20 protein-coding genes are annotated in these 26722 nt (G+C 66.8%); 11 read left to right on the top strand and 9 right to left on the bottom strand.

Annotated elements, in window-relative coordinates; all coding sequences use genetic code 11:
- The first annotated feature begins 32 nt into the window (after positions 1-32).
- Together ACYVJ8_RS08250 and fis are read left to right on the top strand one after the other, a co-directional pair.
- On the top strand, positions 33-821 hold the full coding sequence (locus ACYVJ8_RS08250; RefSeq protein WP_460711223.1) for a DUF3426 domain-containing protein: 789 nt from the start codon (positions 33-35) through the stop codon (positions 819-821).
- Between the two features lie 140 nt (positions 822-961).
- A complete protein-coding gene (gene fis, locus ACYVJ8_RS08255; protein ID WP_460711225.1) occupies positions 962-1231 on the top strand; it encodes a DNA-binding transcriptional regulator Fis in 270 nt (89 codons plus the stop codon).
- Positions 1232-1277: 46 nt separating this feature from the next.
- Here the strand turns inward: fis and ACYVJ8_RS08260 are convergent, their stop codons facing one another.
- The 3 genes from ACYVJ8_RS08260 to ACYVJ8_RS08270 are packed head-to-tail and all read right to left on the bottom strand — an operon-like array spanning position 1278 to position 5337.
- Positions 1278-2822, bottom strand: coding sequence for a sensor histidine kinase (locus ACYVJ8_RS08260; RefSeq protein WP_460711227.1), 1545 nt, complete (start codon positions 2820-2822; stop codon positions 1278-1280).
- Positions 2819-3391, bottom strand: coding sequence for a YfiR family protein (locus ACYVJ8_RS08265; protein WP_460711229.1), 573 nt, complete (start codon positions 3389-3391; stop codon positions 2819-2821). Before ACYVJ8_RS08265 ends, ACYVJ8_RS08260 begins: the two co-directional genes overlap by 4 nt.
- A gap of 47 nt (positions 3392-3438) precedes the next feature.
- Positions 3439-5337: a TonB-dependent receptor plug domain-containing protein gene (locus tag ACYVJ8_RS08270; RefSeq protein WP_460711231.1), complete on the bottom strand. Its 1899-nt coding sequence runs from the start codon at positions 5335-5337 to the stop codon at positions 3439-3441.
- A 180-nt stretch (positions 5338-5517) separates the two neighbouring features.
- Between ACYVJ8_RS08270 and purH the strand changes: the two genes are divergently transcribed.
- Both purH and purD read left to right on the top strand, forming a co-directional pair.
- The gene (gene purH, locus ACYVJ8_RS08275; protein WP_460711233.1) at positions 5518-7089 is read left to right on the top strand and encodes a bifunctional phosphoribosylaminoimidazolecarboxamide formyltransferase/IMP cyclohydrolase; all 1572 of its coding nucleotides are present in this window, start codon (positions 5518-5520) and stop codon (positions 7087-7089) included.
- Positions 7090-7321: 232 nt separating this feature from the next.
- A complete protein-coding gene (purD, locus tag ACYVJ8_RS08280; protein ID WP_460711235.1) occupies positions 7322-8608 on the top strand; it encodes a phosphoribosylamine--glycine ligase in 1287 nt (428 codons plus the stop codon).
- A gap of 185 nt (positions 8609-8793) precedes the next feature.
- Here purD and ACYVJ8_RS08285 read toward each other — a convergent pair whose 3' ends face one another.
- Both ACYVJ8_RS08285 and ACYVJ8_RS08290 read right to left on the bottom strand, forming a co-directional pair.
- Positions 8794-9084 (bottom strand): hypothetical protein, encoded by a 291-nt coding sequence (locus ACYVJ8_RS08285; RefSeq protein ID WP_460711237.1) that lies wholly within the window; start codon positions 9082-9084, stop codon positions 8794-8796.
- A 104-nt stretch (positions 9085-9188) separates the two neighbouring features.
- On the bottom strand, positions 9189-10964 hold the full coding sequence (locus tag ACYVJ8_RS08290; protein ID WP_460711239.1) for a diguanylate cyclase domain-containing protein: 1776 nt from the start codon (positions 10962-10964) through the stop codon (positions 9189-9191).
- Positions 10965-11212: 248 nt separating this feature from the next.
- Between ACYVJ8_RS08290 and ACYVJ8_RS08295 the strand changes: the two genes are divergently transcribed.
- Positions 11213-13831: a hybrid sensor histidine kinase/response regulator gene (locus tag ACYVJ8_RS08295; protein WP_460711241.1), complete on the top strand. Its 2619-nt coding sequence runs from the start codon at positions 11213-11215 to the stop codon at positions 13829-13831.
- A gap of 450 nt (positions 13832-14281) precedes the next feature.
- Here ACYVJ8_RS08295 and ACYVJ8_RS08300 read toward each other — a convergent pair whose 3' ends face one another.
- Positions 14282-16057: a monovalent cation:proton antiporter-2 (CPA2) family protein gene (locus ACYVJ8_RS08300; RefSeq protein WP_460711243.1), complete on the bottom strand. Its 1776-nt coding sequence runs from the start codon at positions 16055-16057 to the stop codon at positions 14282-14284.
- A 168-nt stretch (positions 16058-16225) separates the two neighbouring features.
- On the opposite strand from ACYVJ8_RS08300, the gene ACYVJ8_RS08305 reads away from it, so the two are divergent.
- Positions 16226-17044 (top strand): isocitrate lyase/PEP mutase family protein, encoded by an 819-nt coding sequence (locus ACYVJ8_RS08305; RefSeq protein ID WP_460711244.1) that lies wholly within the window; start codon positions 16226-16228, stop codon positions 17042-17044.
- Between the two features lie 21 nt (positions 17045-17065).
- On the opposite strand, the gene ACYVJ8_RS08310 is transcribed toward ACYVJ8_RS08305, so the two are convergent.
- From ACYVJ8_RS08310 to ACYVJ8_RS08320, 3 genes are all read right to left on the bottom strand, one after another.
- A complete protein-coding gene (locus ACYVJ8_RS08310) occupies positions 17066-17569 on the bottom strand; it encodes a CHRD domain-containing protein (RefSeq protein WP_460711246.1) in 504 nt (167 codons plus the stop codon).
- A gap of 136 nt (positions 17570-17705) precedes the next feature.
- The gene (locus ACYVJ8_RS08315) at positions 17706-18332 is read right to left on the bottom strand and encodes a hypothetical protein (protein WP_460711248.1); all 627 of its coding nucleotides are present in this window, start codon (positions 18330-18332) and stop codon (positions 17706-17708) included.
- 196 nt (positions 18333-18528) lie between these two features.
- A complete protein-coding gene (locus ACYVJ8_RS08320) occupies positions 18529-19368 on the bottom strand; it encodes an NYN domain-containing protein (RefSeq protein WP_460711250.1) in 840 nt (279 codons plus the stop codon).
- 157 nt (positions 19369-19525) lie between these two features.
- Between ACYVJ8_RS08320 and ACYVJ8_RS08325 the strand changes: the two genes are divergently transcribed.
- The 5 genes from ACYVJ8_RS08325 (at position 19526) to ACYVJ8_RS08345 (ending at position 26707) form a co-directional block, all read left to right on the top strand.
- The gene (locus ACYVJ8_RS08325) at positions 19526-19780 is read left to right on the top strand and encodes a hypothetical protein (protein WP_460711252.1); all 255 of its coding nucleotides are present in this window, start codon (positions 19526-19528) and stop codon (positions 19778-19780) included.
- Between the two features lie 106 nt (positions 19781-19886).
- Complete coding sequence (locus ACYVJ8_RS08330) at positions 19887-20753, top strand: ABC transporter ATP-binding protein (protein WP_460711254.1); 867 nt, start codon at positions 19887-19889, stop codon at positions 20751-20753.
- Positions 20750-22387, top strand: a complete 1638-nt coding sequence (locus ACYVJ8_RS08335) for an ABC transporter permease (RefSeq protein ID WP_460711256.1) — start codon at positions 20750-20752, stop codon at positions 22385-22387. The genes ACYVJ8_RS08330 and ACYVJ8_RS08335 overlap by 4 nt, the downstream gene beginning before the upstream one ends.
- A gap of 281 nt (positions 22388-22668) precedes the next feature.
- A complete protein-coding gene (locus ACYVJ8_RS08340; RefSeq protein WP_460711258.1) occupies positions 22669-26112 on the top strand; it encodes a cytochrome c peroxidase in 3444 nt (1147 codons plus the stop codon).
- A gap of 4 nt (positions 26113-26116) precedes the next feature.
- Positions 26117-26707, top strand: coding sequence for a hypothetical protein (locus tag ACYVJ8_RS08345; RefSeq protein ID WP_460711260.1), 591 nt, complete (start codon positions 26117-26119; stop codon positions 26705-26707).
- Positions 26708-26722 lie beyond the last annotated feature (15 nt).

Genomic DNA, 26722 nt, shown 5'->3' on the forward strand with positions numbered 1-26722 from the left:
CCACATGCATCGCGGCATGCTTGAATAGGGCCATGTTCGTTGCCTGCCCGCATTGTGGATTCCTGGTCGCCGCGCAGAGCGGCAAGACACAGCGCTGCCCGCGCTGCGGCAGTCCGATCGATCCGAAGCAGGCAAAGCCTCTGCCGGAACCGGAAGCCGCCGCTCCAACTGCAGCATCCGGCGATGCCGCAGCGGAGTCGGCACCCGCGACGCAGCCCGCGGCATCGATCGATGCGCGCGAACCGGAAGAGCAGGTCGCCACGCCTGAGACCGCTGCACCTGAAACCGCCAAGCCGCGCCGCCGTCGCGGCGCACAGCCGCCGAGCTTCGTCCGCCGCCATGCACCCGCACCCCTGCGCGTGACCGACTGGCGCAGCTGGGTCGTCGCCGGCGTGCTGGCATTGCTGCTGTGCGTGCAGGTCGTGCTCGCGCAACGCGAGGTGCTGGCCGCGGATGCGAGCTGGCGTCCGCTGATCGCCAGCGTGTGTCCGGTGCTGCGTTGCAATGTACCGGCGTGGCGCGAACCGACCGCTTTCACCATGCTCCAGCGCAGCGTGCAGCCCAAGCCCGGCGAGCGCGGCGTGCTGCGCGTCAGTGCGAGTTTCCGCAACGATGCGCGCTGGGAGCAGCCTTGGCCTACCGTACTGTTGACGTTGTCGGACATGGACGGACGCCAGGTGGGACAACGCGCATTCGTTCCGGCCGATTATCGCGGCAGTAGCGACAACGGCCTCATCGCGCCGGGGCAAAGCGCGACGATCCAGCTCGATGTGGTCGAGCCCGCGCAGCAGGTCGTCGCGTTCACCTTCGACTTCATGTAACAGAACGGGTAACAGCAGCGCGCCGGCGGCAATCTGGAGTCGAGGCTGCGGTTCTTGTTGTTGCCTGCGACGGACGCGCGCTAGACTCCCCCTCCCGTCGCGGTTGGGCCACCCCGGCGGATGATTCCGGGGGATTCCGTTTGAACGCCGCTGCCGATCGCCACGATCAACGCTCCAAACCGCGTCCGCCCCTGCGCGACCACGTTGCCACCTCGATCCGCCGCTACCTCGGCGACCTCAACGGCAGCGGCACCGAGAATCTTTACGAGATCGCGCTGCGCGAACTCGAGATCCCCTTGTTCGTCGAAGTGCTGGCGCATTGCGACGGCAACCAGAGCCGCGCCGCGTCGATGCTGGGCATCCATCGCGCGACGCTGCGTAAAAAGCTGCGCGAATACGGCCTGGATTGATCGGCCGCAAAGCGCACCGCCGCTGGCGATTCCTGTGGGCAGGGCGCTAAGCCATCGCCTCAACCGTATCCCGCGGTCGATTTTCCGGTCGCCGGTTGGGTAGTTCGACGGTGAACGTCGCGCCGCGATCGAGCGCGGCATCCGCCCATACACGGCCGCCGTGGCGCGTCACGATCCGGTGCACGATCGCCAGCCCCACGCCCGTGCCTTCGAACTCCTCGCGGGCATGCAGGCGCTGGAATACGCCGAACAGCTTGTCCGCATAGCGCATATCGAAGCCGACGCCGTTGTCGCGCACGCGGTAGCGGTTGACTTCGCCCGCCGATTCGCCGCTGACTTCGATTCGCGCATCCGCGCCGCGGGTGGCGCTGTACTTGAGCGCGTTCGACAGCAGGTTGACCCAGACCTGGTGCAGCAGGCGCGGATCGGCGTAGGCCGACGGCAACGGCCCGATCGACAATTGCGCCTGTCCGTTCTGCGCGTTGTTGGCTTCCTTCAGCGCGCCGTCGACCAGGGCGTTCATGTCGACCGTCGTGCATTGCACCTGGTTGCGGCTCAGGCGCGAGAACGCCAGCAGATCGTCGATGAGCATGCCCATCCGCCGCGCGCTTTCGCTGATGGTGTCGACGTAGCGGCGCATGTCGCCATCGAGCTTGCTTGCGGCGTCCTCCTGCAGCATGTGCGCGTAGCCGTCGATATGCCGCAACGGCGCGCGCAGATCGTGCGAGACGGAGAAGGAGAAAGCCTCCAGCTCGCGGTTGGCCGCCTCCAGCTGGGCGGTGCGCTCGCGCACCCGGTCTTCCAGTTCGGTGTTGAGCCGGCGGACTTCTTCTTCGGCCTTGCTGCGTTCGGCGATCTCCCGGCCCAGGTCGTCGTTGGTCACTTCCAGTTCGTGGGTCCGGCGCTCGATCTCGGCGAGCATGTCGTTGAACGAGCCCACCAGCACGCCGACTTCGTCGTCGCTCATCTTCTCCGCGCGGCGCGAGTAGTCCTTCTGCTCGACCACCTCGCGCGCGATGCCGGCGATGGCGAGGATCGGCTGGGTGACGATGCGTTGCAGGTGCGCCGACATGAGCAAGGCCACCAGCATCGCCGCCAGCGCGACCAGCACGCCGATCACGGCGTAGTCGCCGATGCGCTGCAGCATCTCGTAGTCGGTGCGCAGGTAGACGGTCCCGAGGATTTCCTTGTCGCTGGCGATGCGCTGGTAGAGCTCCAGCGCCTTGCCGTGGATGCGCATGCCCTCGGATTCGGGCAGCTTGGGGAAGTTGGGACGCAGGCCCGGCCGCGTATACGACGCGAACAATCCGCCCCGCGCGGTGTAGATCGCCGCCGCCTGCACCTGCGGACGCAGCCGCAGCAGCGCGAGGTTCTCCTCGGCCACCTTCGCATCGTCGAAGGCGATCGCCGATGCCGATGCATTGCCGAGCAGCTTGGCCTGGGTGCTGACGTCGGCGATCCAGTTGCGATGGTAGGCACGCAGGTCGTAGGCGACGATCGCCAGCAGCGCGACGATCAACGCGGCCAGCGTGGTCAGCAGAATCACGCCGATCAGCTTGAGCCGCAGCGAGCCGGCGAAATCGAGCCTCATGGCGCCGACTCCACGACGGTGCGCGCGACCGCGAGCAGGCGCGAACTGATCTTCAGCCGGCTGGCTTCCGCCGACGGCAGCGCGACATCGAAGCGAACCTTGTCCGAGACGACGACGAAATTGATCATGCTGCCCATCCGCAGCCCGTCCGCGGACTCGGTGATGGTCAGTGCCGGTCTGCCCTTGCTTTCCGCGAGTGCTGAAGTCACACGCCGACTGTCCGCACGCCCGATGAAGACGATGTGCAGTCCGGTCAGCGCATCGCCGTAGCGCAACTTCCTCACCACCACGCGGCGCCCGCCGACGGTGTGGCCTTGCGCGATCCGCGCCAGTTCGTCGGCCAGCCCGTCGGCACCGACGACGCCGATCATCAGCGGGCTATCCGCCGCTTCGAACGCTTCGGCAGGCCATTCGATGTAATCGCCGAATTTGTAGACGAAGGCCGCCTTCACCCGGCTCTCCGAGACCTGCAGTTCGGCCGGGGCCGCGTTCGCGAGCGCGTTGTTGCCTACGACCAGCGCGAACGCGAGCAGCGCGCCCGGAACGCACGCGCGCACGCCTTCGCACAACCCGCCGATGACGCGGCGTGCGGCGTTCCGGCATGGCGGGATCACGCTCAGAACAGCCATCGGATGCCCACCCGCAGTTCGCGTTCGATCTGGCTGCCGGCGACCGTACTGCCGAACTCGACATGGCGCTCGTCGAAAAGGTTCTGCCCCGTCAGCGACAACTCGAAACGATCGTTGGGACGCCAGCCCAGACGCACGTCGACGGCGGTGTAGGCTGGGACGCGCGGCGCGGGCAGCGCGGCGACATGGCGGACGCTTGTATCCAGCTGCAGCCCGGCCGGCAGGTCGAGCGAGGAGCGCAGGATCCAGTGGTATTCGGGATCGTTGCCGGCGGCGGGCTGCCCGAGGGGATCGGTGCTGCCCGGCTTGAGCCGCAGATTGAGGTCCAGCCATGCCCCGCCTGCGCTCAGGCGCCACACGTCGGTCACCTGGAAAGCGCCCCAGGCTTCCAGGCTGGTGCCGTCGCCTTCCATCTCGTTGCCGATGAAGAACCGGCCCGGAGCGCTCTGCTCGAAGCTGCGCAGATAGTCGTAGTCGTGGTGCGACAGCGTGAGCGAATACGACACGCGAGGCATGGGCTGCGAGCGATACCCCAGCGAATACACGTTCGCCACTTCCGAACGGAAGTCCGACCCGCCCGCGATTACGAACGGCGGCTGCGCCGGCGCGAACAGATCGCGGTCGAAACGTGACGGCGTGCGCACCGCGCGCGCCGCCGATACCCACAGCAGCTGCGAAGGCGTCGCCTTCCAGGTGAGCCGCGCCGTCGGCATGACCTCCGTACCGGTGTAGGAGTTGTGCTCGATGCGCAGGCCGCCGATCAGTTGCAGATCGTCGCGCAGCGCGTATTGATCGCGGACGAAGACGCTGGTCCAGTGCAGGTCGCGCTCCGCCGGCAGCAGAGCGATCGTAGGCCGGTTGACGACTTCGTCGCGCGCGGTGCGGTGGTTGATCCCCCACACCAGGATGTTCTTCTCCAGTCCGCCGACCTCGTGCTGGAACTCGACGTCGTAGACCTTCAGGCGCTGCCGGATCGAGGTGGGAATGTCGCGATCGTTGCGGTCGAAGTACGCCTGCAGTTGCGTGGACCCGCCGGAGGCCAGTTCGCGCGTCCAGCGGCCCAGAATGTTGGTGCCGGAGATTTCCAGATCGTCGGGCGTGGCCGTGTCCAAGTCGCCGCGATAGGTGGCGCCCTGCAGCGTGACGCCGTCGGTGGCCGTGCCCCAGTCGGCGCGGAAGCCTATTTCGCCGCGATGCCAGCTGTCGTTCTGATTCGCGCCGTTGGCGCGCTCGCTGTCGTCGCGCTCGAAGAACTTGCCGTAGACCCGGTACGCGCCCGACCCGATCCCGCCGCCGAAGCGCAAGGCGTAGTTTCGTCCCAGGTCGCTTGCACTGGCGCTGACCAGCCCACCCTGCGTATCGGTAGCGCGACGGGTGATGATGTTGATGACGCCATTGACCGCGTTGGCGCCCCACAGCGTCGCCCCGGGTCCGCTCAGGACCTCGATGCGCTCGACGTCTTCCAGCATCACGTCCGGCGTGTCCCAGAACACGCCGGAAAACAGCGGCGTGTACAGGATGCGACCGTCCAGCAGCACCTGCAGCTTGTTGCCGATGCCGTTGTTGAAGCCGCGTGAACTGATCGCATACGCGTTGGCGCTGACGCGCGCGACTTCGAGATTGGGTGCCAGCCGCAGCGCTTCGGGCAGACTGGTCGCGCCGGAGCGGCGGATGTCATCGGCGGTGATGACGAAGACGGACGCCGGCGCATCCGCCAGCCGTTCGGCGCGTTTGGAAACCGAGGTGACCTCGATGTTGCCAAGCTCTTCCAGACTGAAGTCGGCCAGGTTGTCCGGCGCCGTGTCCTCGGCGAATGCCGTCGGCACCGCACCGATCGTCAGTGCCGCGCCCAGCGCAAGCAGCGCCGCGCCGCCGCGCGCTCCCATTCCGCGTGTCCCCAGTCGATGCCCCCATTCCCCCATGAGTGCCCTTCCTTTGGCCGTACTCGCTTGCGGCAAGCGCGGCAAGCAATACGACCGTTCCGGACGCTTGTCAAATGGGTCGGGGCACGTGCCTTTACGTGCAGCCTTTATAATTCCGCGTCTTTCTCCCCTGCACCGCCTCCCATGACCGCTGACCGCCTGCCCGTGCGTCGGGCATTGCTTTCCGTTTCCGACAAGACCGGCCTTATCGACCTGGCGAAGGCCCTGGCCGCTCGCGGCGTCGAGTTGCTCTCCACCGGCGGCACCGCCAAGGCGATCCGCGAGGCCGGCCTGCCGGTCAAGGACGTCAGCGACGCCACCGGCTTCCCGGAAATGATGGACGGCCGGGTCAAGACCCTGCATCCGATCGTGCACGGCGGGCTGCTCGGCCGCGCCGGCATTGACGACGCCGTCATGGCGCAGCACGGCATCGAGAAGATCGACCTGCTGGTGCTGAACCTCTATCCGTTCGCCGCCGTGTCGGCGAATCCGAACAGCAGCTTCGACGAGATCATCGAGAACATCGACATCGGCGGTCCCGCCATGCTGCGCTCGGCGGCGAAGAACTTCGCCCGCGTCGCGGTCGCCACCGATCCGGCGCAGTACGCCGGTCTCGTCCAGGAGCTCGACGCGAACGACGGCACGCTCTCTGGCAAGACCCGCTTCGCGCTGTCGGTCGCGGCCTTCAACAATGTCGCGTTCTACGACGCCTGCATCAGCAACTACCTGTCCTCGCTCGATGCGGATGGCAAGCAGATGCTGTTCCCGGGGCAGAACAACAGCAACTTCGTGAAGGTGATGGACCTGCGCTACGGTGAGAACCCGCACCAGCACGGCGCGTTCTACCGCGATCTGTGGCCGGTACCTGGCACGCTGGCGACCTTCACCCAGCTGCAGGGCAAGGAGCTGTCGTACAACAATCTTGCCGATGCCGACGCGGCGTGGGAGTGCGTGCGCCAGTTCGAGCAGCCGGCCTGCGTGATCGTCAAGCACGCCAACCCCTGCGGCGTGGCTGAAGGCGCCAGCTGCGCCGACACCTACGAAGCCGCGTACGCCACCGACCCGACTTCGGCCTTCGGCGGCATCATCGCCTTCAACCGCACGCTCGACGCGGCGACCGCGAAGACCATCCTCGACCGCCAGTTCGTCGAAGTGCTGATCGCGCCCGACTACGAGGAAGGCGCGCTCGACTACGCAAAGAAGAAAGCCAACGTGCGCGTGCTGCGCATCCCGCACGGCGAAGGCCGCAACAACGTGGACGTGAAGCGCGTCGGCTCGGGTCTGCTGATGCAGACCGCCGATATTCGCGAAGTCACGCGCGACGAACTCAAGGTCGTCACCCAGGTCGCACCGACCGAGGAACAGCTCGCCGATCTGCTGTTCGCCTGGCGCGTGGCCAAGTTCGTGAAGTCCAACGCGATTGTCTACGCGAAGAACAAGCAGACGATCGGCGTGGGCGCCGGGCAGATGAGCCGCGTGTATTCGGCGCGCATTGCCGGTATCAAGGCGACCGATGCGGGGCTGGTGGTGCCCGGCTCGGTGATGGCGTCGGACGCGTTCTTCCCCTTCCGCGACGGCATCGATGCCGCGGCGGAGGCCGGGATCAAGGCCGTGATCCAGCCCGGCGGCTCCATGCGCGACGCGGAAGTGATCGCGGCGGCCGACGAGCATGGGATCGCGATGGTGTTCACCGGAGTGCGGCATTTCCGGCATTGAACGGAGACGCCCCCTCACCCTGCATCGCTACGCGATGCTGTCCCTCTCCCCGCAAGCGGGGCGAGGGGAGTTCTCCTTCTCCCCGCTTGCGGGGAGCGAGGGGAGTTTTCCTTCTTCCCGCTTGCGGGGAGAAGGAAAACGACAGCACCGGATGAGGGGCGCGGCGAAGCCGCGACCGCAGTGACCTGACCCACGCACTACGCACGTTTGCTTGAGAGAACAGGAGCAGCCCATGAAAGTCCTCGTCATCGGTTCCGGCGGTCGCGAACACGCCCTGGCCTGGAAGCTCGCGCAGTCCCCGCGCGTCTCCGAGGTGCTGGTCGCGCCCGGCAATGCCGGCACCGCGAACGAAGCCAAATGCCGCAACGTCGCCGCCAACGCGACCGACCTCGACGGCCTGCTCGCGCTGGCGAAGAACGAAGGCGTGGCGGTGACCGTCGTGGGTCCGGAAGGGCCGCTGGTCGCGGGCGTGGTCGACAAGTTCCGCGCCGCGGGCCAGCGCGTCTTCGGTCCCAGCGCGCAGGCCGCGCAGCTGGAGGGCAGCAAGGCGTTCGCCAAGGACTTCCTCGCCCGCCACGGCATTCCCACCGCGCACTACGCGGTGCACACGCATGTCGAGGAAGCGCTGGAGTACGTGCGCGACAAGGGCGCTCCCATCGTGATCAAGGCCGACGGCCTGGCCGCCGGCAAGGGCGTCATCGTCGCGATGAACCTGGCCGAGGCCGAGGCGGCGATCACCGACATGCTTGGCGGCTATGCCTTCGGCGCCGCGGGTGCACGCGTGGTGATCGAGGAATATCTGGACGGCGAGGAAGCCAGTTTCATCTCCATGGTCGACGGCAAGACCGCCCTGCCCATGGCCACCAGCCAGGACCACAAGCGCGTCGGCGACGGCGACACCGGCCCGAACACCGGTGGCATGGGCGCGTATTCGCCCGCGCCGGTGGTCACGCCCGACGTGCATGAGCGGGTGATGCGCGAGGTGGTCAATCCCACCGTGCAGGGCATGGCGAAGGACGGGGTGCCGTTCACCGGTTTTCTCTATGCCGGGTTGATGATCGACAAGAGCGGTGCGCCGAAGGTCATCGAATTCAATGTACGCTTCGGCGATCCGGAAACGCAGCCGGTGATGCTGCGCCTGGATAGCGATCTGCTCGACCTGGTCGAAGCGGCGCTGGACGAGCGCCTGCACGAAGCCAGGGCGCAGTGGAATCCGCGCCCCAGCCTGGGCGTGGTGATGGCTGCGGAAAACTATCCGGGCACGCCGCGCACGGGCGACGTCATCAACAGCATCGACGCGCCGGAGCTGGACGACACCAAGGTCTTCCATGCCGGCACGAAGGTGGAAGGCGAGCACGTGGTGACGTCGGGCGGCCGCGTGCTGTGCGTATGCGCGCTGGGCGACAGCGTGGCCGCTGCGCAACGGCGTGCGTATGAGGCCGTCGCGGGGATTTCCTGGCATGGCGAGTTTCATCGCCACGATATTGGGTGGCGGGCGATCGAGCGCGAGCAGGCCTGACGTCCCCTCACCGCCTGACGTCCCCTCACCCTGCATCGCTACGCGATGCTGTCCCTCTCCCCGCAAGCGGGGCGAGGGAGAGGTAATCCTCGCCGCTTGCGGGGGTTAGGAGAGGTCATCCTTCTCCCCGCTTGCGGGGAGAAGGTGGCGCGTAGCGCCGGATGAGGGGCAGGCGGCCCGAAGCCTCAATGCACTGTGGTATCGCCCTCAGCCCCCTCTTCAGGTGCCGGCTGCAACTGCACCACCAACTTTTCCAGCTCGGTGATTTCCGCCTCCAGCGCATCGTGCAGCTCGCCCTGGCGCGTCATCAGCTCTTCGATGCGCTCGGCCTGCTTGAGCTTCTTCAGCTCGCCGTCGAATAGCAGCCATTGCGCTGTCAGGCGCTCGACGTTGTTCTTCGAGTAATGCCGCATTTCCTTGAGTTGGGTCAGCGTGTCGCTGACCTGCTCGACTGGCGTCTTGTTGTCCGCGGACATGGCGACCTCCTATTGCGGGGTTTCCAGCAGCCTAACTGCGCGAAGCTGGCCGCATCCGAAATGGCGCGCAGCGGCGTCGACGCCGTGTGAAGAAGTCCGCTGCGCTATGAGCCCGCCCGCTGATCGCCGTAGCGCGGATCGCTGACCTGCTGCATGCGGAAGGTGTTGCGTCCGGCCTGCTTGGCCGCGTACAGCGCCGAATCGGCGGCGGCCAGCAGTGCCGCCATGTCGGTTTGCGCCGTCGCGTAACCGATGCCAATGCTCGTGGTCACCGTCAGCGAAATTTCGCCGATGTCGATGCTGTGTCGCATCTCTTCGAGCAGCTTGTTGGCGATCGCCACCGCCGCGGCGGGGAGGGTCGCGTCTTCCACGACGACTACGAATTCGTCGCCGCCCAGGCGCGCGACCAGATCGATCGCACGCACGCAGCCGCTGAGGCGTTCGGCGAAGGAGCACAGCACGCGATCGCCGGCGGCATGACCCCACGTGTCGTTGACGGGCTTGAAGTGATCGACGTCCAGGAACATCAGCGCCACCGGCGTGCCATGCCGGTGCAGCCGGCGCATCGCCAGTTCCAGACGCTCCTCGAGCTGGCGACGGTTGGCGAGGCCGGTGAGCGCGTCCACGCGCGCGAGTCGCTCCAGCTCTTCGCGGCTGGCTTCCAATGCCTGTTCGGCGGCGACGCGGCGGCTGATGTCGCGGCCGGTGTAAATGATGTCCGTGCCCGCGCCATCGACGCTCGGGATCGTGCGCGTCACCGCTTCGATCCAGACGTAGTGGCCTTCCTTGTGCAGCACGCGATAGCGCGCGGTGCGCGGTTCGCCGCTGGCGATCACCTCGCGCATGATCTCCCGCTGAAGCGCCTGGTCGTCCGGATGCACCAGATCCCAGCGCGAGCCCAGCATCTCGCTCGGCGCCCAGCCGAGGATGTCGCGCGCCGACGGCGATACGTACAAGCGTGTGCCATCCTGGCGCATGCGCACGATCACGTCGTGCGAGTAGTCGGTCAGCAGCCGATAGCGCAGTTCGTTCTCGCGCAGGCGCGCGGTGAGGCGCTTGCGTTCGGCCATCGCCAGCGCCACGGGAATCGTCATCAGGCACGCGCCAGCGATATACAGCTGCAGCAAGGCGATATGGCCCGCCTTGCCGAGCCCCTGCACCATGATCGGACCGTACCCCAAGGTCGTCGCCACACTGCCGATCACCGCCAGCAACAGGATGCCCACCGCCACTCCGGGGAAGCGATAGCGGAAGGCACCGAAGAGCAGCGGCGGATACGCGAGGAACAGCACCGGATACGGCACGCTGAACACGATCAGGCTGACCACCGCGATCAACATCATCGACAGGGCGAACGAGATCCGGCGCCCTCCCGCGCTGAACAGGCCGCGGCCTTCGCGCTGCAGCACCAGCGTACTCGTGCCCAGAATGACCATGCCCACGACGTGCGCCGAATACCAGGTCAGCAAGGCGGGACCGAAGCGCCCGTGGTCCAGCAGCGTGTTGGCACCGGCCGCCAGCACGCCGGAGATGGCACAGGCGCCCAGGGCGCTCGCCGTGCCGATGCCGCCCAGCAGCACCCAGCGCCGCGGGTCGCCTATGTCGGGCACGCGCCGGCGTATCGCGATGGCCACGATCATCACTTCAATGCTGTTGCTCAGCCCGATCGCGATCGCGTCGAGCGCGCCGTCGCCGCTCAGCAGCCGCGCACACGCTTCGGCAGCGAAACCGGCCGACACATAGAACGACCACAACGAAGTCGGGCGCGACAGCAACCAGCCGGCGAGGATGCCGTTGCCAAACCAGACCGCGCTGAGTTCACCCGGCCCGCGCGCGAACTCGAGCGAGAGCCAGGCCAACACCCCGACCATCAGGGCCATGGCGATGCAGTCTCGCCAGAAATGAACTTGCCAGAGACGAGCTTGCGCCGCGCCGACGCTTCGCATGCAGACTTCCCCGTCCAAGAGAGCCGGCGCCATCATAAATGTTGCGGCCGCGCGAGAATGCGTAAGCGGCATGAGGGAAAACACTCACGAGCTCGCGTGTTTAGATCAGTACAGCCGCGTGAAGGCAGCCTTCACATGAGCGTGCGCAATCATCTGCGCCCGAAGTTCAGCGGGGACAAATCATGGCCAACGGAGCTGCCGACGACCGCGGCACGCTGGCGATGCCTTCATCAGCGGCCAACTCGTTGCGTACGGGCGTCCGCCCCCGGCGGAAACCCGATACCGTCGCGGACCAGCTCGATCGCGCGATGCAAGCCGGCCGCATCGGCACCTGGCATCTCGACCTGGACACCGGTGTCGTCACCGTGTCGTCGCAGTGCAAAGCCAACTTCGGCTTGCCGGCGACCGCCGACTTCACCGCCGAACGGGGGATGCAGGCCATCCCCGAAGAAGACCGCAGCCGCGTGCAGGCAGCCCTCGACGCCGCCGCGGCCGGCGCCAGCGAATACGACATCGAACACCGCGTCATCTGGCCCGACGGTTCCCTGCACTGGATTCACGCGCGCGGCCGCAGCGGCGCCGATCGGGGACAACCGCGTCGCCTGTCGGGCGTTACCGTGGACATCACCCGTCCGCGCCGCGCCGAAGCGCTGGCGCTGATGCAGAACGCGTTGCTGGAGCGCGTCGCCCTGGGCCACCCGCGCGCCGAATGCCTGGCCGCGGTGAACCAGGCGATCGAAGCCCTCGACCCACGCGTGCGCGGCTGCTTCGTGATGGCCGATCCGCGACGCACGCGCGTGATCGAAGTGATCGCTCCGTTTCCGCCGGACGTGATCGAACACTTGTTCGCGATGCCGATCGGACAGGCGTCGTTCGGCACCTGCTCGGCCGCGATCTTCCATGGCCGTCCTTTCGCCAGCCACGACATCGCCAACGACGACGCCTGGCATGCCCAATGGCGCGGGCTGTGCCTGACGCAGGACGTACGCAGCACTTATTCGGTGCCGGTGTTGCGGCCCGACGACGGCCGCGCAGTCGGATCGTTCTGCCTGTGCCTGGGCGAAGCGCGGGCACCGGACGAATGGGAACTGCAGATCGCGCAGTTCGGCGCGCACATCGCCAGCCTGCTGGTCGAGCGCGATCGCGTAGTGAACGCCCTGCAGACGGGCGAGGCGCAGCTCGCGGCGGAACTCGCCGATGCCCGCACCCTGCATGAGGTCAGCGTCGAGCTGATGGCCGAGGACGATGTCTCCGTCATCTACCGCAAGATCATCGATGCGGCGTGCCTGATCATGCATTCCCAATTCGCCAGCCTGCAGATGCGGCACGGCTCGCGGCTGCAATTGCTGGCGCACCACGGCTTCACGCCGCGAGCGGTCGAGGCATGGCGCTGGCTCGATGCGGCCTGCAGCACGTCGTGCGGACAGGCATTCGATACCGGCCGCCGCGTCATCTATACCGACGTGCGCACCATGGCCGACCACATCGGTGCCGAACAGCTGGAGCACTTTCGCGAAACCGGCATCGTCGCCGTGCAGACCACGCCGCTGAAGTCGCGCAGCGGCCGCGTAGTCGGCATGCTTTCCACGCATTGGGCGTATCCCCACCATCCGTCGGAACACGAGCTGCGCCTCCTCGACATCCTCGCCCGCCTGGCGGCCGACCTCATCGAGCGGCGCCAAGCCGACTGGGAGCTGCGCGAAAGCGACCGTCGCAAGGACGAATTCCTGGCCATGCTCGGCCACGAACTGCGCAATCCGCTGGCGCCGCTGCGCAACGCGCTGCACATCCTGCGCATGGAGGGCACCACCGGCAACGACAACCATGCGTTGTACGAGATGATGGATCGCCAGATGACGCAGTTGGTGCGACTGGTGGACGATCTTCTGGAGGTCTCGCGCATCACCCGCGGCCACATCGAATTGCGCCGCCGCCACACCGCGCTCAGCGACGTCGTCACCACCGCGGTGGAGACCAGCCAGCCGCTGCTCGATGGCTTCGGCCACCGCTTCAGCGTCGACCTGCCCGCCGATCCCATCGTGCTCGACGTCGATCCGATCCGCATCGCGCAGGTGCTGTCCAACCTGCTCAACAATGCCGCCAAGTACACGCCGGCCGGCGGCAACGTGGCCTTGCACGCGCGCATCGTCGGCGACCATGTGCGGATCGGCGTGCGCGACGACGGTGCCGGTATCGATCCTCGCCAGCACGCGCAGATCTTCGAACTGTTCGCGCAAGGCATGCACACCCGGCGCCAGTCTCGCGGCGGGCTCGGCATCGGCCTGACGCTTGCACGCGATCTCGTACGACTCCATGGCGGCACGATCACGGTCCAAAGTGAAGGCATCGGCAAGGGCAGCGAGTTCGTGGTCGAGCTGCCCCCGCCCGACACCCGCGCCGCAGTGCAGGAGCCGCCCGCAAATACGATCGCGCCCAGCGAACAGCCGCGCCGCGTCCTCATCGTGGACGACAACGTCGCGCACGCGGAATCCCTGGCGCGGCTGCTCGCATTGGGCCGCCACGAAACACATACTTGTTACGACGGCTACGAAGCGCTGTCGACGTTCGAGACTCTCACGCCTGACATCGTCCTGCTGGACCTGGGCATGCCCGGCATGGACGGCTACGAACTGTGCCGCCGCATCCGCACCTCCGCCACCGGACGGGACACGGTGATCATCGCGGTGAGCGGTTGGGGCCAGCAGACCGATCGCGACCGCAGTGCGGCGTTCGGCTTCGACGACCATCTGATCAAGCCGGTGAACGCGCACGACATCCTGCATCGGTTGGAGATGCGCTGAGTCGTTCGTGCATCCTCGCGCTCAGCAAGAGCGTGTCGGCTTCGGAAGGACGCGCTGCCCGATGGGACGGGGGTGCTCCGCCCCTCCGGACGGCATCCCTGCCTTTAGTCGGGGCCGCGGACCATCCTGGTCCGCTCTCCGCACCCCCATCCCATCGGGCAGCGCTTACCGCAAACGTGCAGACCGCCGCTTCGACTACACGCTCTTCTTCTCCCCGCTTGCGGGGAGAAGATGCCCGAAGGGCAGATGAGGGGGGAGCGAGCGCAGCGAGTTGCCTGTGCTCTTTCGTAGACGCGCCCGAGATGTGTGGAGGCAGGCGGTGCCGGTGGGCAGTCGCGACTGTCAGCGGCATGGATGCCGCTGACCAAGCCTCCATGGACGGATTCACGGCGTGTCGCGACTGCCCACCGGCGCCGCCTGCCCGCCCGTGCAACTCACAGCCGCAGCGCTTTAATGACCATCGGACTCACGATCCCCCGCCTGCGCCAGGCGCGGATTGAACAGAGCGCGTGCAGCGACAGGCCCCGACTCAAGCTCCACCTCCAACCGCTGCCGATCCCGATCCCGCACCCGCGCAGTGATGTCGGCGATCTCCGCCTGCGACGCCCCCAACCGTTCCAGCGCAGCGGCACCCAGCACCAACGCCGACTCGAACGTCTCGCGCACCTGCACGTCCACGCCCGCCTTGATCAGATCGATGCTGTGTACCCGGTCCACTGCCCGCGCCAGCACCGGCACGTCGGCGAATTCCGCCTTCATCAACTCCACGATGCGCGTCGCGTCCGCGGCCTTTTCCACACACACCATCACCACCCGCGCATCCGGCGCACCGGCGGCATGCAGAATGTCCAGGCGCGTGCCATCGCCGTAATAGACGTCGAAGCCCAGCTGCCGCGCGATCTCCACCATCTCGACATCCGTATCGATGATCGAAATCTCGTAGCCACGCGCAAACAGGTACTGACTCGCGATCTGCCCCACCCGGCCGAAGCCGATCACCAGAGCAGCGCTGCTGAGGCCCTCGGGCCGCGGCAGCCCCTCCGCCGACGGCTGCACCCCGCGACGCAGACGGTTGAGCACGGCGATCGCCAGCGGCGTGAGCACCATCGACAGGATGATGATCGCGGTGAGCATCGCGTTCTGCCGCGCATCGATGATTCCCGCCGCGGCCGCAGCCGCATACAACACGAAGGCGAATTCGCCGCCCTGCGCCATGAACACCGCACGATCGAACGCCTCGCCGTGCTTGGAGCGAAACAGACGTGCGACCGTGTAGATCGCCGCGGCCTTCACCACCATGTAGGCGACCACATAGCCAAGAACGGTGCCCCAGTTCGCCGCGACCACATCCAACTGCAGCGACATCCCGACCGCGACGAAGAACAGCCCGAGCAGGATGCCGCGGAACGGTTCGACGTCTACTTCCAGTTGATGGCGGTAGCTCGATTCCGACAACAGCACCCCGGCCATGAACGCGCCCATCGCCATCGACAGCCCACCCAGTTCCATCGCATAGGCGGCGCCGAGCACGACCAGCAAGGCCGCGGCCGTCATCACCTCGCGGGCGCGCGCGTTGGCGAGGAAGCCGAAAAACGGATTGAGCAGATAACGACCGGCGACGATCACCCCACCGATCGCGGCGGCACCGATGGCGATCGCCTTCCAGTCGATGCCGCCCGCCTCGGCATTGCCCGGCGCGATGGGCGCGAGGAACGCGACCAGGGCCAGCAACGGCACGATCATCAGGTCTTCCAGCAACAGGATCGCGACAATGCGCTGGCCGGCGTCCGTAGCGAGTTCGCCGCGCTCCTCCAATAGCGACATCACGATCGCGGTGGAGGTCAGCACGAAGCCCGCGCCGGCAACGAACGACAACGCCACCGGGAACCCGGTAACTACGCCGACCAGCGTCAACAGCAACGCACACGCCAGCACCTGCGCGAAGCCCAGGCCGAAGATCTGCCGGCGCATCGCCCACAAACGCGAAGGCCGCATCTCCAGTCCGATCACGAACAAGAACATCACCACGCCCAGTTCGGCGACGTGCAGGATCGATTGGGAGTCGGTAAACACGCGCAAGCCGAAGGGACCGATCGCCAGGCCGCCGGCGAGATACCCCAGGACCGCGCCCAAGCCCAGGCGTTTGAACAAAGGCGCCGCGATCACGGCCACCGCGAGCAGCGTGATGATCGGCAACAGTTCCACACCGTGCTGTTCGACGGTCATCGCGGCTCCTGGAAGGGTGTGCGGGGCGAGCTGCGCGCGAGCATAGCCCAGGCCGATGGCGTGCATTGCGATCGCGTGACGGCAGAAGAGATCCGCGTCCGAAAACGACCAGAACCCGTCGCACGAATCTGCGAAGCTAATGCGGTCCCCTACCTTGGCGCCCCTCCGATGACTTCCACGCGCAACGCCGACCATGCCGCCCGTTTCCGCCAACTGCACGCACAAGGCGTACTGCGCATCGCCAATGCCTGGGATGCCGGCAGCGCGCGCCTGATCGAAAGCCTGGGCGCGCAGGCCATCGCCACCACCAGCGCCGGCGTGGCCTGGAGCTGCGGCCATGCCGACGGCGACCACCTTCCGTTCGCACTGCTGCTCGCGCGCGTGGCGGAGATCGTGCAGGCGATCCGGGTACCCCTGAGCGTGGACGCGGAAGGCGGCTACTCCGACGATCCGCAAATCGTGGCCGCCCACGTGGTGCAGTTGGCGGAGCTCGGCGCGGTGGGCATCAACCTGGAGGACGGCAACGGCGCGCCCGATCTCCTCTGCGCCAAGATTGCCGCGATCAAGCAGGCACTGGCCGCGCGCGGCCTGGACGTCTACGTCAACGCACGCACCGATGTGTATCTGCGCGGCCTGGCGCCGGCGGAACAACGCGCCGAGGCCGTGCTGGAGCGCGCCGCACGCTATGCACAGGCCGGAGCCGATGGTCTCTTCGTTCCCGGCCTCGTCGACGCAAACCAGATCCGCACGATTGCTGGCGGCACCGCGCTACCGCTCAACGTGATGCTGCGTCCGGCGCTGCCCGCGCTGGACGAACTCGATGCGCTGGGCGTGCGCCGCCTCAGCGCCGGCTCGGACCTCGCCGAAGCGGCGTTCGCGCAACTCACCGAGCTGGCGCGCGCCTTCCTGCACGATGGTCGTGCGGGCATGGCGCCGCGGATGAATTACGGCGCCATCAACGCGCTATTCGACGCTCGCCTTGCGTGACGATGCGCCGGCGATCGACACCTAAGGTTCGAATCGCGACACCACACCGCGAATCTCGCCGGACGGGAACGTAGCCGTATGCACGTTGGCGTAGGCCGCATCCCTGTCCATCGCCTTGATTAGCGCGCGGAAATCGCCTGCCGATACGCCCTGGCCCGCCGGCCCGATGACGTCGAGCGACGAGATGATGCCGATCACCCGTCCCGGCGAAGCCGGACAAGCCGGTGTGCCCGGCGGTGGACTGGCGAGGTTGGAGCACAGAAACGCCATGATCCCGCCATTGGTGTGCTGTTGACCCAAGTGGATGTGCGCCTGCGTGATCGCACCGCCCTTCAGATCCTTGTAGATCAATTCGTAGTGCAGGCCATCGCTGGCGAGATAGGAATGGAAAGTACCGGTACCTGGTGTCGAGATGCTCGGCACCTCCGAACTTCCGACCAGGTTCGCGCGGAAGCGGATGGTGGGATCGGCGGCGGAAGCGCACAACGGAATCAACAGCGCGAGCAGCAAGGGAGCGAGTTTCATGGTGTGCCTCGACAGTGGCGGACTGTGCGTCCGCGTGCACGATGCGCCCATGCGAATTACTGCAACGTCAAGCGTCTGGCTCGACCATATGGCCTGCCTCTGCGCAGCAATCCATGTGGCTCCAGTCCTGCAGTGTCTAGACGCCGGCCGTGCCGCCGTTGGATTGCATGTCGCGGCGACGCTGCGATGTTGCGGCGGCCGCTGCGGGGCGGCGCCGTTTTGCCGACGACAGTCTCGCGGCGGTCATGACGGCGGGCGACCTGAGGATCTCGCTGCGCAATGCCCACGCACACCCACCCGCCCATGCCGCGATGAAATGCATCGCGGCATCGTGCGTTGGTGCGACGCGCAAGCCGCGGAAGGCCCACGCCTTGTGCGAACTGGTGATGATCATCCAGCCACCGTGCGCGCCCATCGGCATGAGTTCGGCGACGAGCACCGGCGGATACCAGCCGCACATCAGCAGCATCGGTTGGCTCGTCCGGCTTTCGTCGTAACGCTCCCAGTGGAATCCGTAAGGGAGCGGCAACGGCTGGATCGGCTTGTAGCTCAGATGCAGCGCCAAGTCGGGACCGACACAGGCATAGGTGCGCTGGTCGATGGCGAGGCCGATATCTTCGGCCAGTACCGGATCCAATCCGTCCGTTTCGACATGGGCGCATTCCAGCAACGGCCCATATTTTCGCTCGGCATCGCGCGATGCCAGTACGCAGTTCGGCACGACGACGAAGCCGTTACTTCCCCAATACACCGTGCATTTCATGGCCCACCTCGAGCAGGCGCGAAATACTCAGCTCAGTTGCGATCCCTCGCCCCCGGCGCGAGCAAGCTCGGCCGCAGCCCTTCTAATATCTCCGGCCACATTAAGTACGCGTCTACGGCTGGCTTCGAATCTTCATCGCGCGACGGCTGGCTGTTCATGTCGCTGACTGCCTGCAGGTCGAGTGCGCGACCCAGGCTCAGCCCAGCGCGCGCACATACAGCGTCGGTCCGCCGCCGCCGGGCGCGGATCGCTCCTCCACCTTGAAATGTCGCGCGTGCTGGCGCAGCAGATCGCTCAACTTCTTGTGCCCGTACAGCCGCGGATCGAAATTGGGTCGCACCTTGTTGAGATAACTGCCGACCGCACCGAGGTGCGCCCAGCCCTCTTCGTTCTCGGCTTCCTCGATCGCCTGACGCAGCAGATTCAAGGGCAAGGGCTCGGGTCCCTTCGGCTTTGCCGGCGCGGGTTCGGCCGGCAGCGCCGACGGCGCAGCCGCCTGCTTCGCCGCGGAAAGCGAAGCCTTGGTCGCCTTTCCTACCTTCTTCGCCGGCGCCGTTGCAGCGACCGGCTCCTCCGCGCGCAGCACCTCGGTGTAGACGAACTTGTCGCAGGCCTGCACGAACGCGTCGGGCGTCTTGCGCTCGCCGAAGCCGTACACGATCAGTCCCTCCTCGCGAAGTCGCTGCGCCAGGCGGGTGAAATCGCTGTCGCTCGACACCAGGCAGAAGCCGTCGAAGCGGCGCGTGTACATCAGATCCATCGCATCGATGATCAGCGAACTATCGGTCGCGTTCTTGCCGCTGGTGTAGGCGAACTGCTGCACCGGCTGGATCGAATGCTTCAACAACGCCTTCTTCCATTGCGATTGCTGGTTGGAGGTGAAGTCGCCGTAGATCCGCTTCACGCTGGCGACGCCGTACTTCGCCACCTCCGCGAGCAGCCCCTCGACCACCGCGGGCGCCGCGTTGTCGGCATCGATGAGCACGGCAAGGCGGGATTGCTCGTCGTCGGGGCTGGCGTGCTTGCGGGATTTCATGGGCGTCCTGGTTGGATCGCGGCCGAGCCGCGGTGCGGCGCTAGCCTACGCCAGGCCGGTTGCGGCGGCCGGGCACCCCCTCCCCCATCCGGGTAATTCACGGCCCCCGCGTGCGCCGTGGCCTACTGAGGAATCCCCCGAAGCAGGTTCTGCCGTCATGCCACATTGCACCGTGCGCTACAGCGTCCACCTCACGCCGAAAGAGGCGGATGTGCCGGCGATGGATGCCATCGCCATCTACTACGAGGAGCGCGCCCTCGACCAACTCGGCGAACCCGGCGATCTGATCTGGCGCCGCCTCACCACCTTCAGTGGCCCGACCGGGTACGACATCAAGGAGGCGGTGACCCGCAACCGGGAGTGGGACATGGTCGTGAGGGATCGGCTTGGGCCGTTGGAGTGGGATGGCTGAGGAAGCTGCCGGCCCCTGCCTAATGTCCTATGTCATTAGGTGTTATACATCACTATAGTACCAACACAATTGATCGCAGGAGTGCGGCGCTGTGTTGGAATTGGCTTTGGAATCAGTCGGTTATCGGTATCGCGGCGGACACCGGGCCGTCTCCGAGGTCGGCCTCACGCTCGGTCCGGGCATCGTGGGCCTGCTGGGTCCCAATGGAGCGGGCAAGTCCACATTGATGCGCGTGCTGTCGACGCTGGCCCGTGCCACGACGGGGCGCGTGCTCTGGCGCGGCGAGGACATCGCCCGCAAACCCGACCTGCTGCGCGCCGAATTGGGCTATCTGCCGCAGGACTTCGGCGTCTACGAGGCGTTGTCCGCGCGCGAGTTCCTGGCCTTCCTCGCCGCCGTGAAGGGGCTGCGCACGCACGCAGCCGCTGCGCGCGTGGACGAGTGCCTGGACATGGTCGGCCTGCACGAAGTCGCCGATCGCCGCCTGGGCGATTACTCCGGTGGCATGCGCCAGCGCGTGGGCATCGCCCAGGCCCTGCTCAACGACCCCAAGCTGCTGATCGTCGACGAGCCCACCGTAGGCCTCGACCCTGAAGAACGTGCGCGCTTCCGCCACCTGCTGGCCGAGCTGGCCGGCAAACGCCTGGTCATCCTCTCGACCCACATCGTGTCCGACATCGAAGCGAGCGCCGGCGAACTCGCGGTGATGGCCGGCGGCCGCCTGCGCTACCACGGCACGCCCGAAACGCTGATTGCCGCCGCGCTCGGGCACGTGTGGAGCTGGACGATCCCGTCCGACCAGCTCGCCCAGGTGCGCACGCAGTTCCGCATCAGTCGCGCACAGCGCCGCGCGCAAGGCGTCGAAGTTCGCGTCGTCGGCGAACAGGCCCCGTCGTCCGACGCCGTGCCCGCGCTGCCCGACCTGGAGGACGCGTACATGTGGCTGCTGCACCGCTCGGGAGTGGACGCATGAGCAACACCCTTCGCGCGACGGCCGCCATCCTGCGCGCAGACCTGCTTCAGCGCGCACGCACGCCGCGATTCTGGATCGTGATGTTCGCACTGGGCGCCTTCATGTGGTGGTGCCTGCCGCCGGCGCAGGCCGACTACCTCACCGTGTCGATCGGCGACAACCTGCGCGGGCGCTATTCCAGCGGCTGGGTCGGCATGTCGATGGCGCTGATCTACAGCCCGCTGTTGTCGCTTGCCGGCTTCTATCTCGTGCGCGGCACGGTGACCCGCGACCTGGAAACGCGCACCTGGCAGTTGCTGGTCGCCACCACCATGAGCCGGCGCGCTTACCTGGTGGCGAAGTGGCTGAGCCATCTGACCGTGTTCGTCGGCATGCTGCTGGTCGGGCTCATCGTGGCCCTGGCGCTGCAGCTGATGCGCGGCGAGGACATGCACGTCGATCTGGTGGAACTGGTGAAGCCGATCATCGTGGTCACACTGCCCGCATTGGCTGTTACGGCGGCCCTCGCGGTGTGGTTCGACCTGGTGCCATGGCTGCGGCGCAGCGCAGGCAACGTGCTGTTCTTCGTGCTCTTCATTTTCCTGGTCAGCATGGGTGTCTCCCAGGCCGACCGCTCGGCCAACGCCAAACCGCCGTTTCCCGGCGACTTTCAGGGCTTGGTCGCCGTCGAAAACGATATCGCGCACCACTGGCCGGCTGCGCGCGCAGCGCTGGAAGCGCAGGCCGCGCGTCAGCGCGCGAAGGGCAACGTCAAGCCAGACGCCAAGGGCTCCGCGTCCGATGCCGCGAAAGACGACTCGCTGGGACTCAGCGTGGGTACGCAAACCCTCGACGGCAAGCGCCCTCTCCTCGTCGACTGGCCCAAGTGGAACGTCAGCGGCGGCATCCTCATTGCGCGCGCATTCTGGCTGGGCCTGGCGATCGTCGTGCTGCTGGCCGCGACACCATTGCTGGATCGCTTCGCCGCCAACGCCAGCACGTCCGCCGCGGCACGCACACGCGGCGCCTCGCTGCACTGGCTGGAGTGGCTGCTCGCTCCCTTGCAACGCGGCACTCACGGCACCTTGCTGGCCGCCGAACTGCGCCTGGCCTTGCGTTCGCGACGCTGGTGGTGGTGGCTGGGCATGGCGATCGCCTTCGTTGCGCAGTTGGCTGCGCCCACCGAAGGACTGGTGGCGGCCATTCTTGCCGGTTGGCTGCTGAGCCTGGACGTGTTCTCGCGGCTGGTGCTGCGCGAATACGAGACGCGTACCGCGGCGCTGGTGTTCACTGCGCCCGGCATGCGGACCAAGCTGCTCACGACGCGCGTGGTGATGGCGGCAGGCCTGGCCTGCGCGGTGACAGTGCCCGCGCTTCTGCGCCTGACGTTGCAGCATCCCGACGCGGCACTTTGCACGCTCATCGCGGGCGTCTCGATCGCGCTGTGGGCACTCGCGCTGGGCGCGCTGTTCCGCAATCCGCGGCCGTTCGAATTGAGCCTGCTCGTAGCCAGCTACATCAGCGTGCAAGGCGCGCTGATTCTCAACACGCTGGCTGCGCCGCAGACGACAGCGCTGTGGCATGCCGCCTTGCTGCCGTTGGCAGGCGCGGTGCTGCTGATGTCGTGGCGGAGGGGATTGACCGCACAGGCCTAGGCGGCGACCGAGCCCGGGCGCATACAAGACTGAAGCGTTCACGCTAGCGGCTTCGCTACTGCCGTCCGCTCTCGCGCACATCACATCGCCCTTACGAACCGGCACGACGCGTGCAACCCGTTCAGTCGTCGTGAGCGGCCGCGTCATCGCAGTCAGCTTTTACTGCGGCCGCAGCGACGAAGCGTTCACTGCTTAACGCCTAGTTTTCATGCCATTCAACGAACCGCTACATATCGGATCCGCCGCGTCGTGCGGCGGAGTGGGCGGCGCAAGGTTTCGGCATGAATGCCAGACAGTCGATTTGCGTACTCGCCGTCTTATTGGTGGCCGGGTCGATCCTCGCTGCCGCCGGCGGCATCATCGATACACCCGATCAGGACGATGGACTCTCGCCCTCGTTTCCGTTTCGCGGCGATACCGCGTTCCAGTCGCTGAAAGAGATGCCGGTCTGGAGCGAGCTGGAACAACTGCTCGACAATCCTTACGCGACGACGACGTGCCCGCCCGACGCCTCAGGCCGCGCCGCATTGCCGAATGGGCAGGGATTCGCCGCGCGCTGCGCGACGATCCAACGCCGTCGTTCATTCCTGCCGGCAGGCTGTACGTACGATGCAAGCACGGGTTTGCCGCCGTGCGACGACGCGCTGTTGCCGCGCCTGGTCGTGCATCCATTGGACTACAACCCATCGACGGGCGAGCAGATGCGCCTGCTCAATCCTGCGTTCCCCGGCGTGTCGAGTTTCGCCGACCTCGGCGCGATCTCGGCGGGATCCACGCGCATTGGCGCGGGCGATCCGCCGGCGATCGACTTCAATAGTCCCTTGCGCTCGGACGGCGGCGATCCGGGCGAACCCACGGGCTACTCCGGCGCGGCCGTGTGCGGCACCGACAATCGTCTGGGCTGGACCGAGACGCGTGCGGCGTGCTCCGGCAACACGGGGCGACTGTTGGATCCCTCGCGCGGGATCATCACTTCGCTCGCCAAACCCAGCGTAGACCGCGCCTATGCGGTGAATTCAGAAGGCGCTCTCGCCTCGCGTCCGCAGGATCTGGCGCCGTCCAATCCCAGCGACTACATCCGCGACCCGCGCATGGCGGAAGTGCTGGGCAAGGCCCTGTTCTGGGACATGCAGCTGGGCAGCGACGGCGTGCAGGCCTGCGCGTCCTGTCACTTCTCCGCCGGCACCGATAATCGCGTACGCAATGCGCTCAACCCGGACCATTTGGGCGGCGACACGCAGCTGGAGGTGTTCCGCAACCGCCATCCCACTACGGAGCCGGTGGCGCTGGACCAGAACGTCAATCGCGACCTGGGCCTCAACGACTTCCCCACGCACAAGCTGATCCAGCAGGGCGCGGCGGGCGAGCCGCGCTTCAATTCCGCCAACGTGATCCGGGACAGCAACGACGTGGTGGGTTCGATGGGCGTACGCCTGCGCCGCTTCGACGATATCCCGGTGCCGGGAACCAACGCCTTCGGGCCGGCGAATGGCGGCGTGCGCGCGCTGCTGCCCGACCTGGGCACGGCGATCACCGATCCGATCCCGCTCTACCAGGGCCTGCGTCGCGTCGAGCCGCGCAACACGCCGACGATGATCAATGCGGCGTTCTTCTTCGACAATTTCTGGGACGGGCGTGCGCGGCACGACTTCAACGGCGGCAGCATTTCCGGCGCGAGCGATCCGCAGAGCCATGTCATCGTCGACCAGAACGGAACGCTGTTGCGCACGCGGCAGTTGATCCGCTTCTCCAGCATCGCCTCGCAGATGGTCGGGCCGGCGCTATCGGATTTCGAGATGTCTTTCACCGGCCGCAGCTGGCCCAAGATCGGCAAGAAGCTGCTGCAGGGCGATGGCACGGTCGCCGCGCCGAACGTCACGCCATTGGCGGGGCAGTTGGTGTCGACCAGCGATAGCGTGTTGGGTCCGTTCTCCAATCAGGGCGGTTCGCGCTGCGTCGCGCTAGGGCGCGCGGTCGCAAGCGGCCGGCCGGGTTTGTGCCTGAACTATCGCGAGCTGATCCAGCAGGCGTTTTTCGATGCCTTGTGGTCGAACACCACGCAGCATCTCAATGGCACCACGGCCGCATGCATCAGTGCGAGCAACGGCGTGGTCTCGCCGGCCGGGTGCGATCCCTTCGACGGCTTCGTGCTGTCGCTCGCCAGCGGCGCCGCGGCGCCGGCCGACCGCGCGCAGTTCACTCAGATGGAGGCGAACTTCGCCTTGTTCGCGGGGCTGGCGACGCAGGCGTACACCGACCTGCTGATTTCCGACGACACACCGTTCGATCGCTTCCTCGACCGCAATCCGGAAGCCTTCCGCGGTTTCCGCGGCGCGCCGCTGCCCCTGTGCAGCAGCACCGGCAATCGCCAGCCGTGCTTCACCGAGGCCGAAGGCTTCACCCGCGCCGTGCCGGCACGCGCGGAGGACGATCGCCTGCTCGGCATGGACCTGTTCTTCGGCACCAACCTCAGCGGCCGCAATCCGGACTTCCGCGCCGCGCGCTGCGGCAACTGCCACACCGGCGGCCTGCTGAGCAGCAACAGCATGGACATGGTCGGGAAGCTCACGTTGATGGACTTCACCGCGGAGTTCACCACGCCAGGCACCAAGAGCTCACGCAAGGCGCTGGGCCGGCCGCGCGTCGCCTCGGGCTTCCTGCTCGAAGCCCTGATCAACGGCAACGCCGAAAGCGCATTGCAGCGCCACCTCATCAACCAGGCCGTCAATGGTGGGCAGCCGGAAGGCTCGGCGATGTTCGACCGCGGCATCTACAACATCGCCGTGCGGCCCACCGCCGAAGACGCATTGCGCGGCGGCAACGATCCCTGGGGCTGGCCGCTGTCGCTGACCACGCTGGCGTTGAAGAACGTGGGCGGCACCGGCATGGTGCCGGGCACCGCGTTGCCCACGTTCGATCCGGCGCGCGGCACCGCCGGCGGTTTGTTCGCGGCGACGGCGCAGGACCAGCGCCTCAATCCGGGTGCGAGCGGGCGTCCGCTCTCGCCGCGACTACCGGGGCATCTGGCGCCGTGGGTCAATCCCTTCCCGCTCGGTCGCGCGCATCCGGAGCTGGGCGAGATAGAAGTCGGGCTCAACACGCGCACCGCTTTGCCGTTGATCGACAGCTACCTCGACCTGCTCGGTCCGTTCAATGGCCAGGCGCGGCTCAACCAGCAACTCAATCGCGCGGAGGGTCCGTTGCTCGGTACCTTCCCCGCGGTCAATCGCGCCGGCGATCGCGGTGCCGCCAAGGTGCCGCAACTGCGCAACGTCGAACTGACCGGGCCCTACTTCCACAACGGCGGCAAGCTGACGCTGCGGCAAGCGGTGAATTTCTATACGCACGGCAGCGACTTCCCAGTCACCAACGGACCGCACAAGGCCTTCAACATTCTCAACGTGACCTCGAGCGCGCAGTTGGTGTCGGACGACCGCGTCGCCCTCACCGCCTTCCTGCTCAGCCTCACCGACGAGCGCGTGGCGCGCGAACAGGCGCCGTTCGACCGGCCCGAGTTGTTCATCCCGGTGGATGGGCGCGCACCCGACAACACCGGAGGCCGCGCGAGCCTGCTGACGCAGACCAGCGGCACCAGCGTGTGCAGCACGTCGTTCTGCTTCCGCCGTCTGCTGCCGGTCGGCGCGGCGGGACATTCCGAGCGGATCCCTGCCTTCCTCAACGTCTCGCGCGTGGCGGGCACGGGGCCGGATCATTTCGAGCAGTGATGCCATGCAGCGCAGCGACGAAGCGGGCAAGCGGAGCAAGGCGGCGCAGCGATCGTTGCTGGTCGGCATGCTCGTAGTGCTGGCGGCGGCCGTGTTCACACTGGCCTATTCGCGACACGCGGATAGCGGTGATGCAGTTGGCAGCGAGGCACCGAAAGGCGCTTCGGCGGCATCGGCCAACGCCATCGCGGCATCCGCAGCGAGTTCGAACCGCGTGTCTACGGCTGCAAAACCCGAAACGCGCACGGTGGTCAGCTTCCGCCTCGACCCGCGTGTTACCCGCGGTCTGTTCCTGGGCGATCGCTGGGTATCGCCGCCGGTGTTCCATTTCGCCCAACCCGGCAAGCAGTACGTGGTGCAGGCAAAACTGCAATCGGTGGATGCGCAGGATCAGTACGTGGATCTCAACGGCAACTGGAGCACGGACGATCCGGACATGATCGCGATCACGCGGCATGAACTCGGCGAGGTGACCGTCGTGGTCCGGCGTGCCGGCGAGGCGCGGTTGTTCGTGGCGGCAGGCGGGGAGACCAAGACCTTGCGGGTACAGGCGCGGCAGACGGACGATGCGATGGATGTGAGCATCAGTCAGTAGGCGTGTCCTTTTCGA

The organism is Lysobacter terrae (assembly GCF_054782215.1).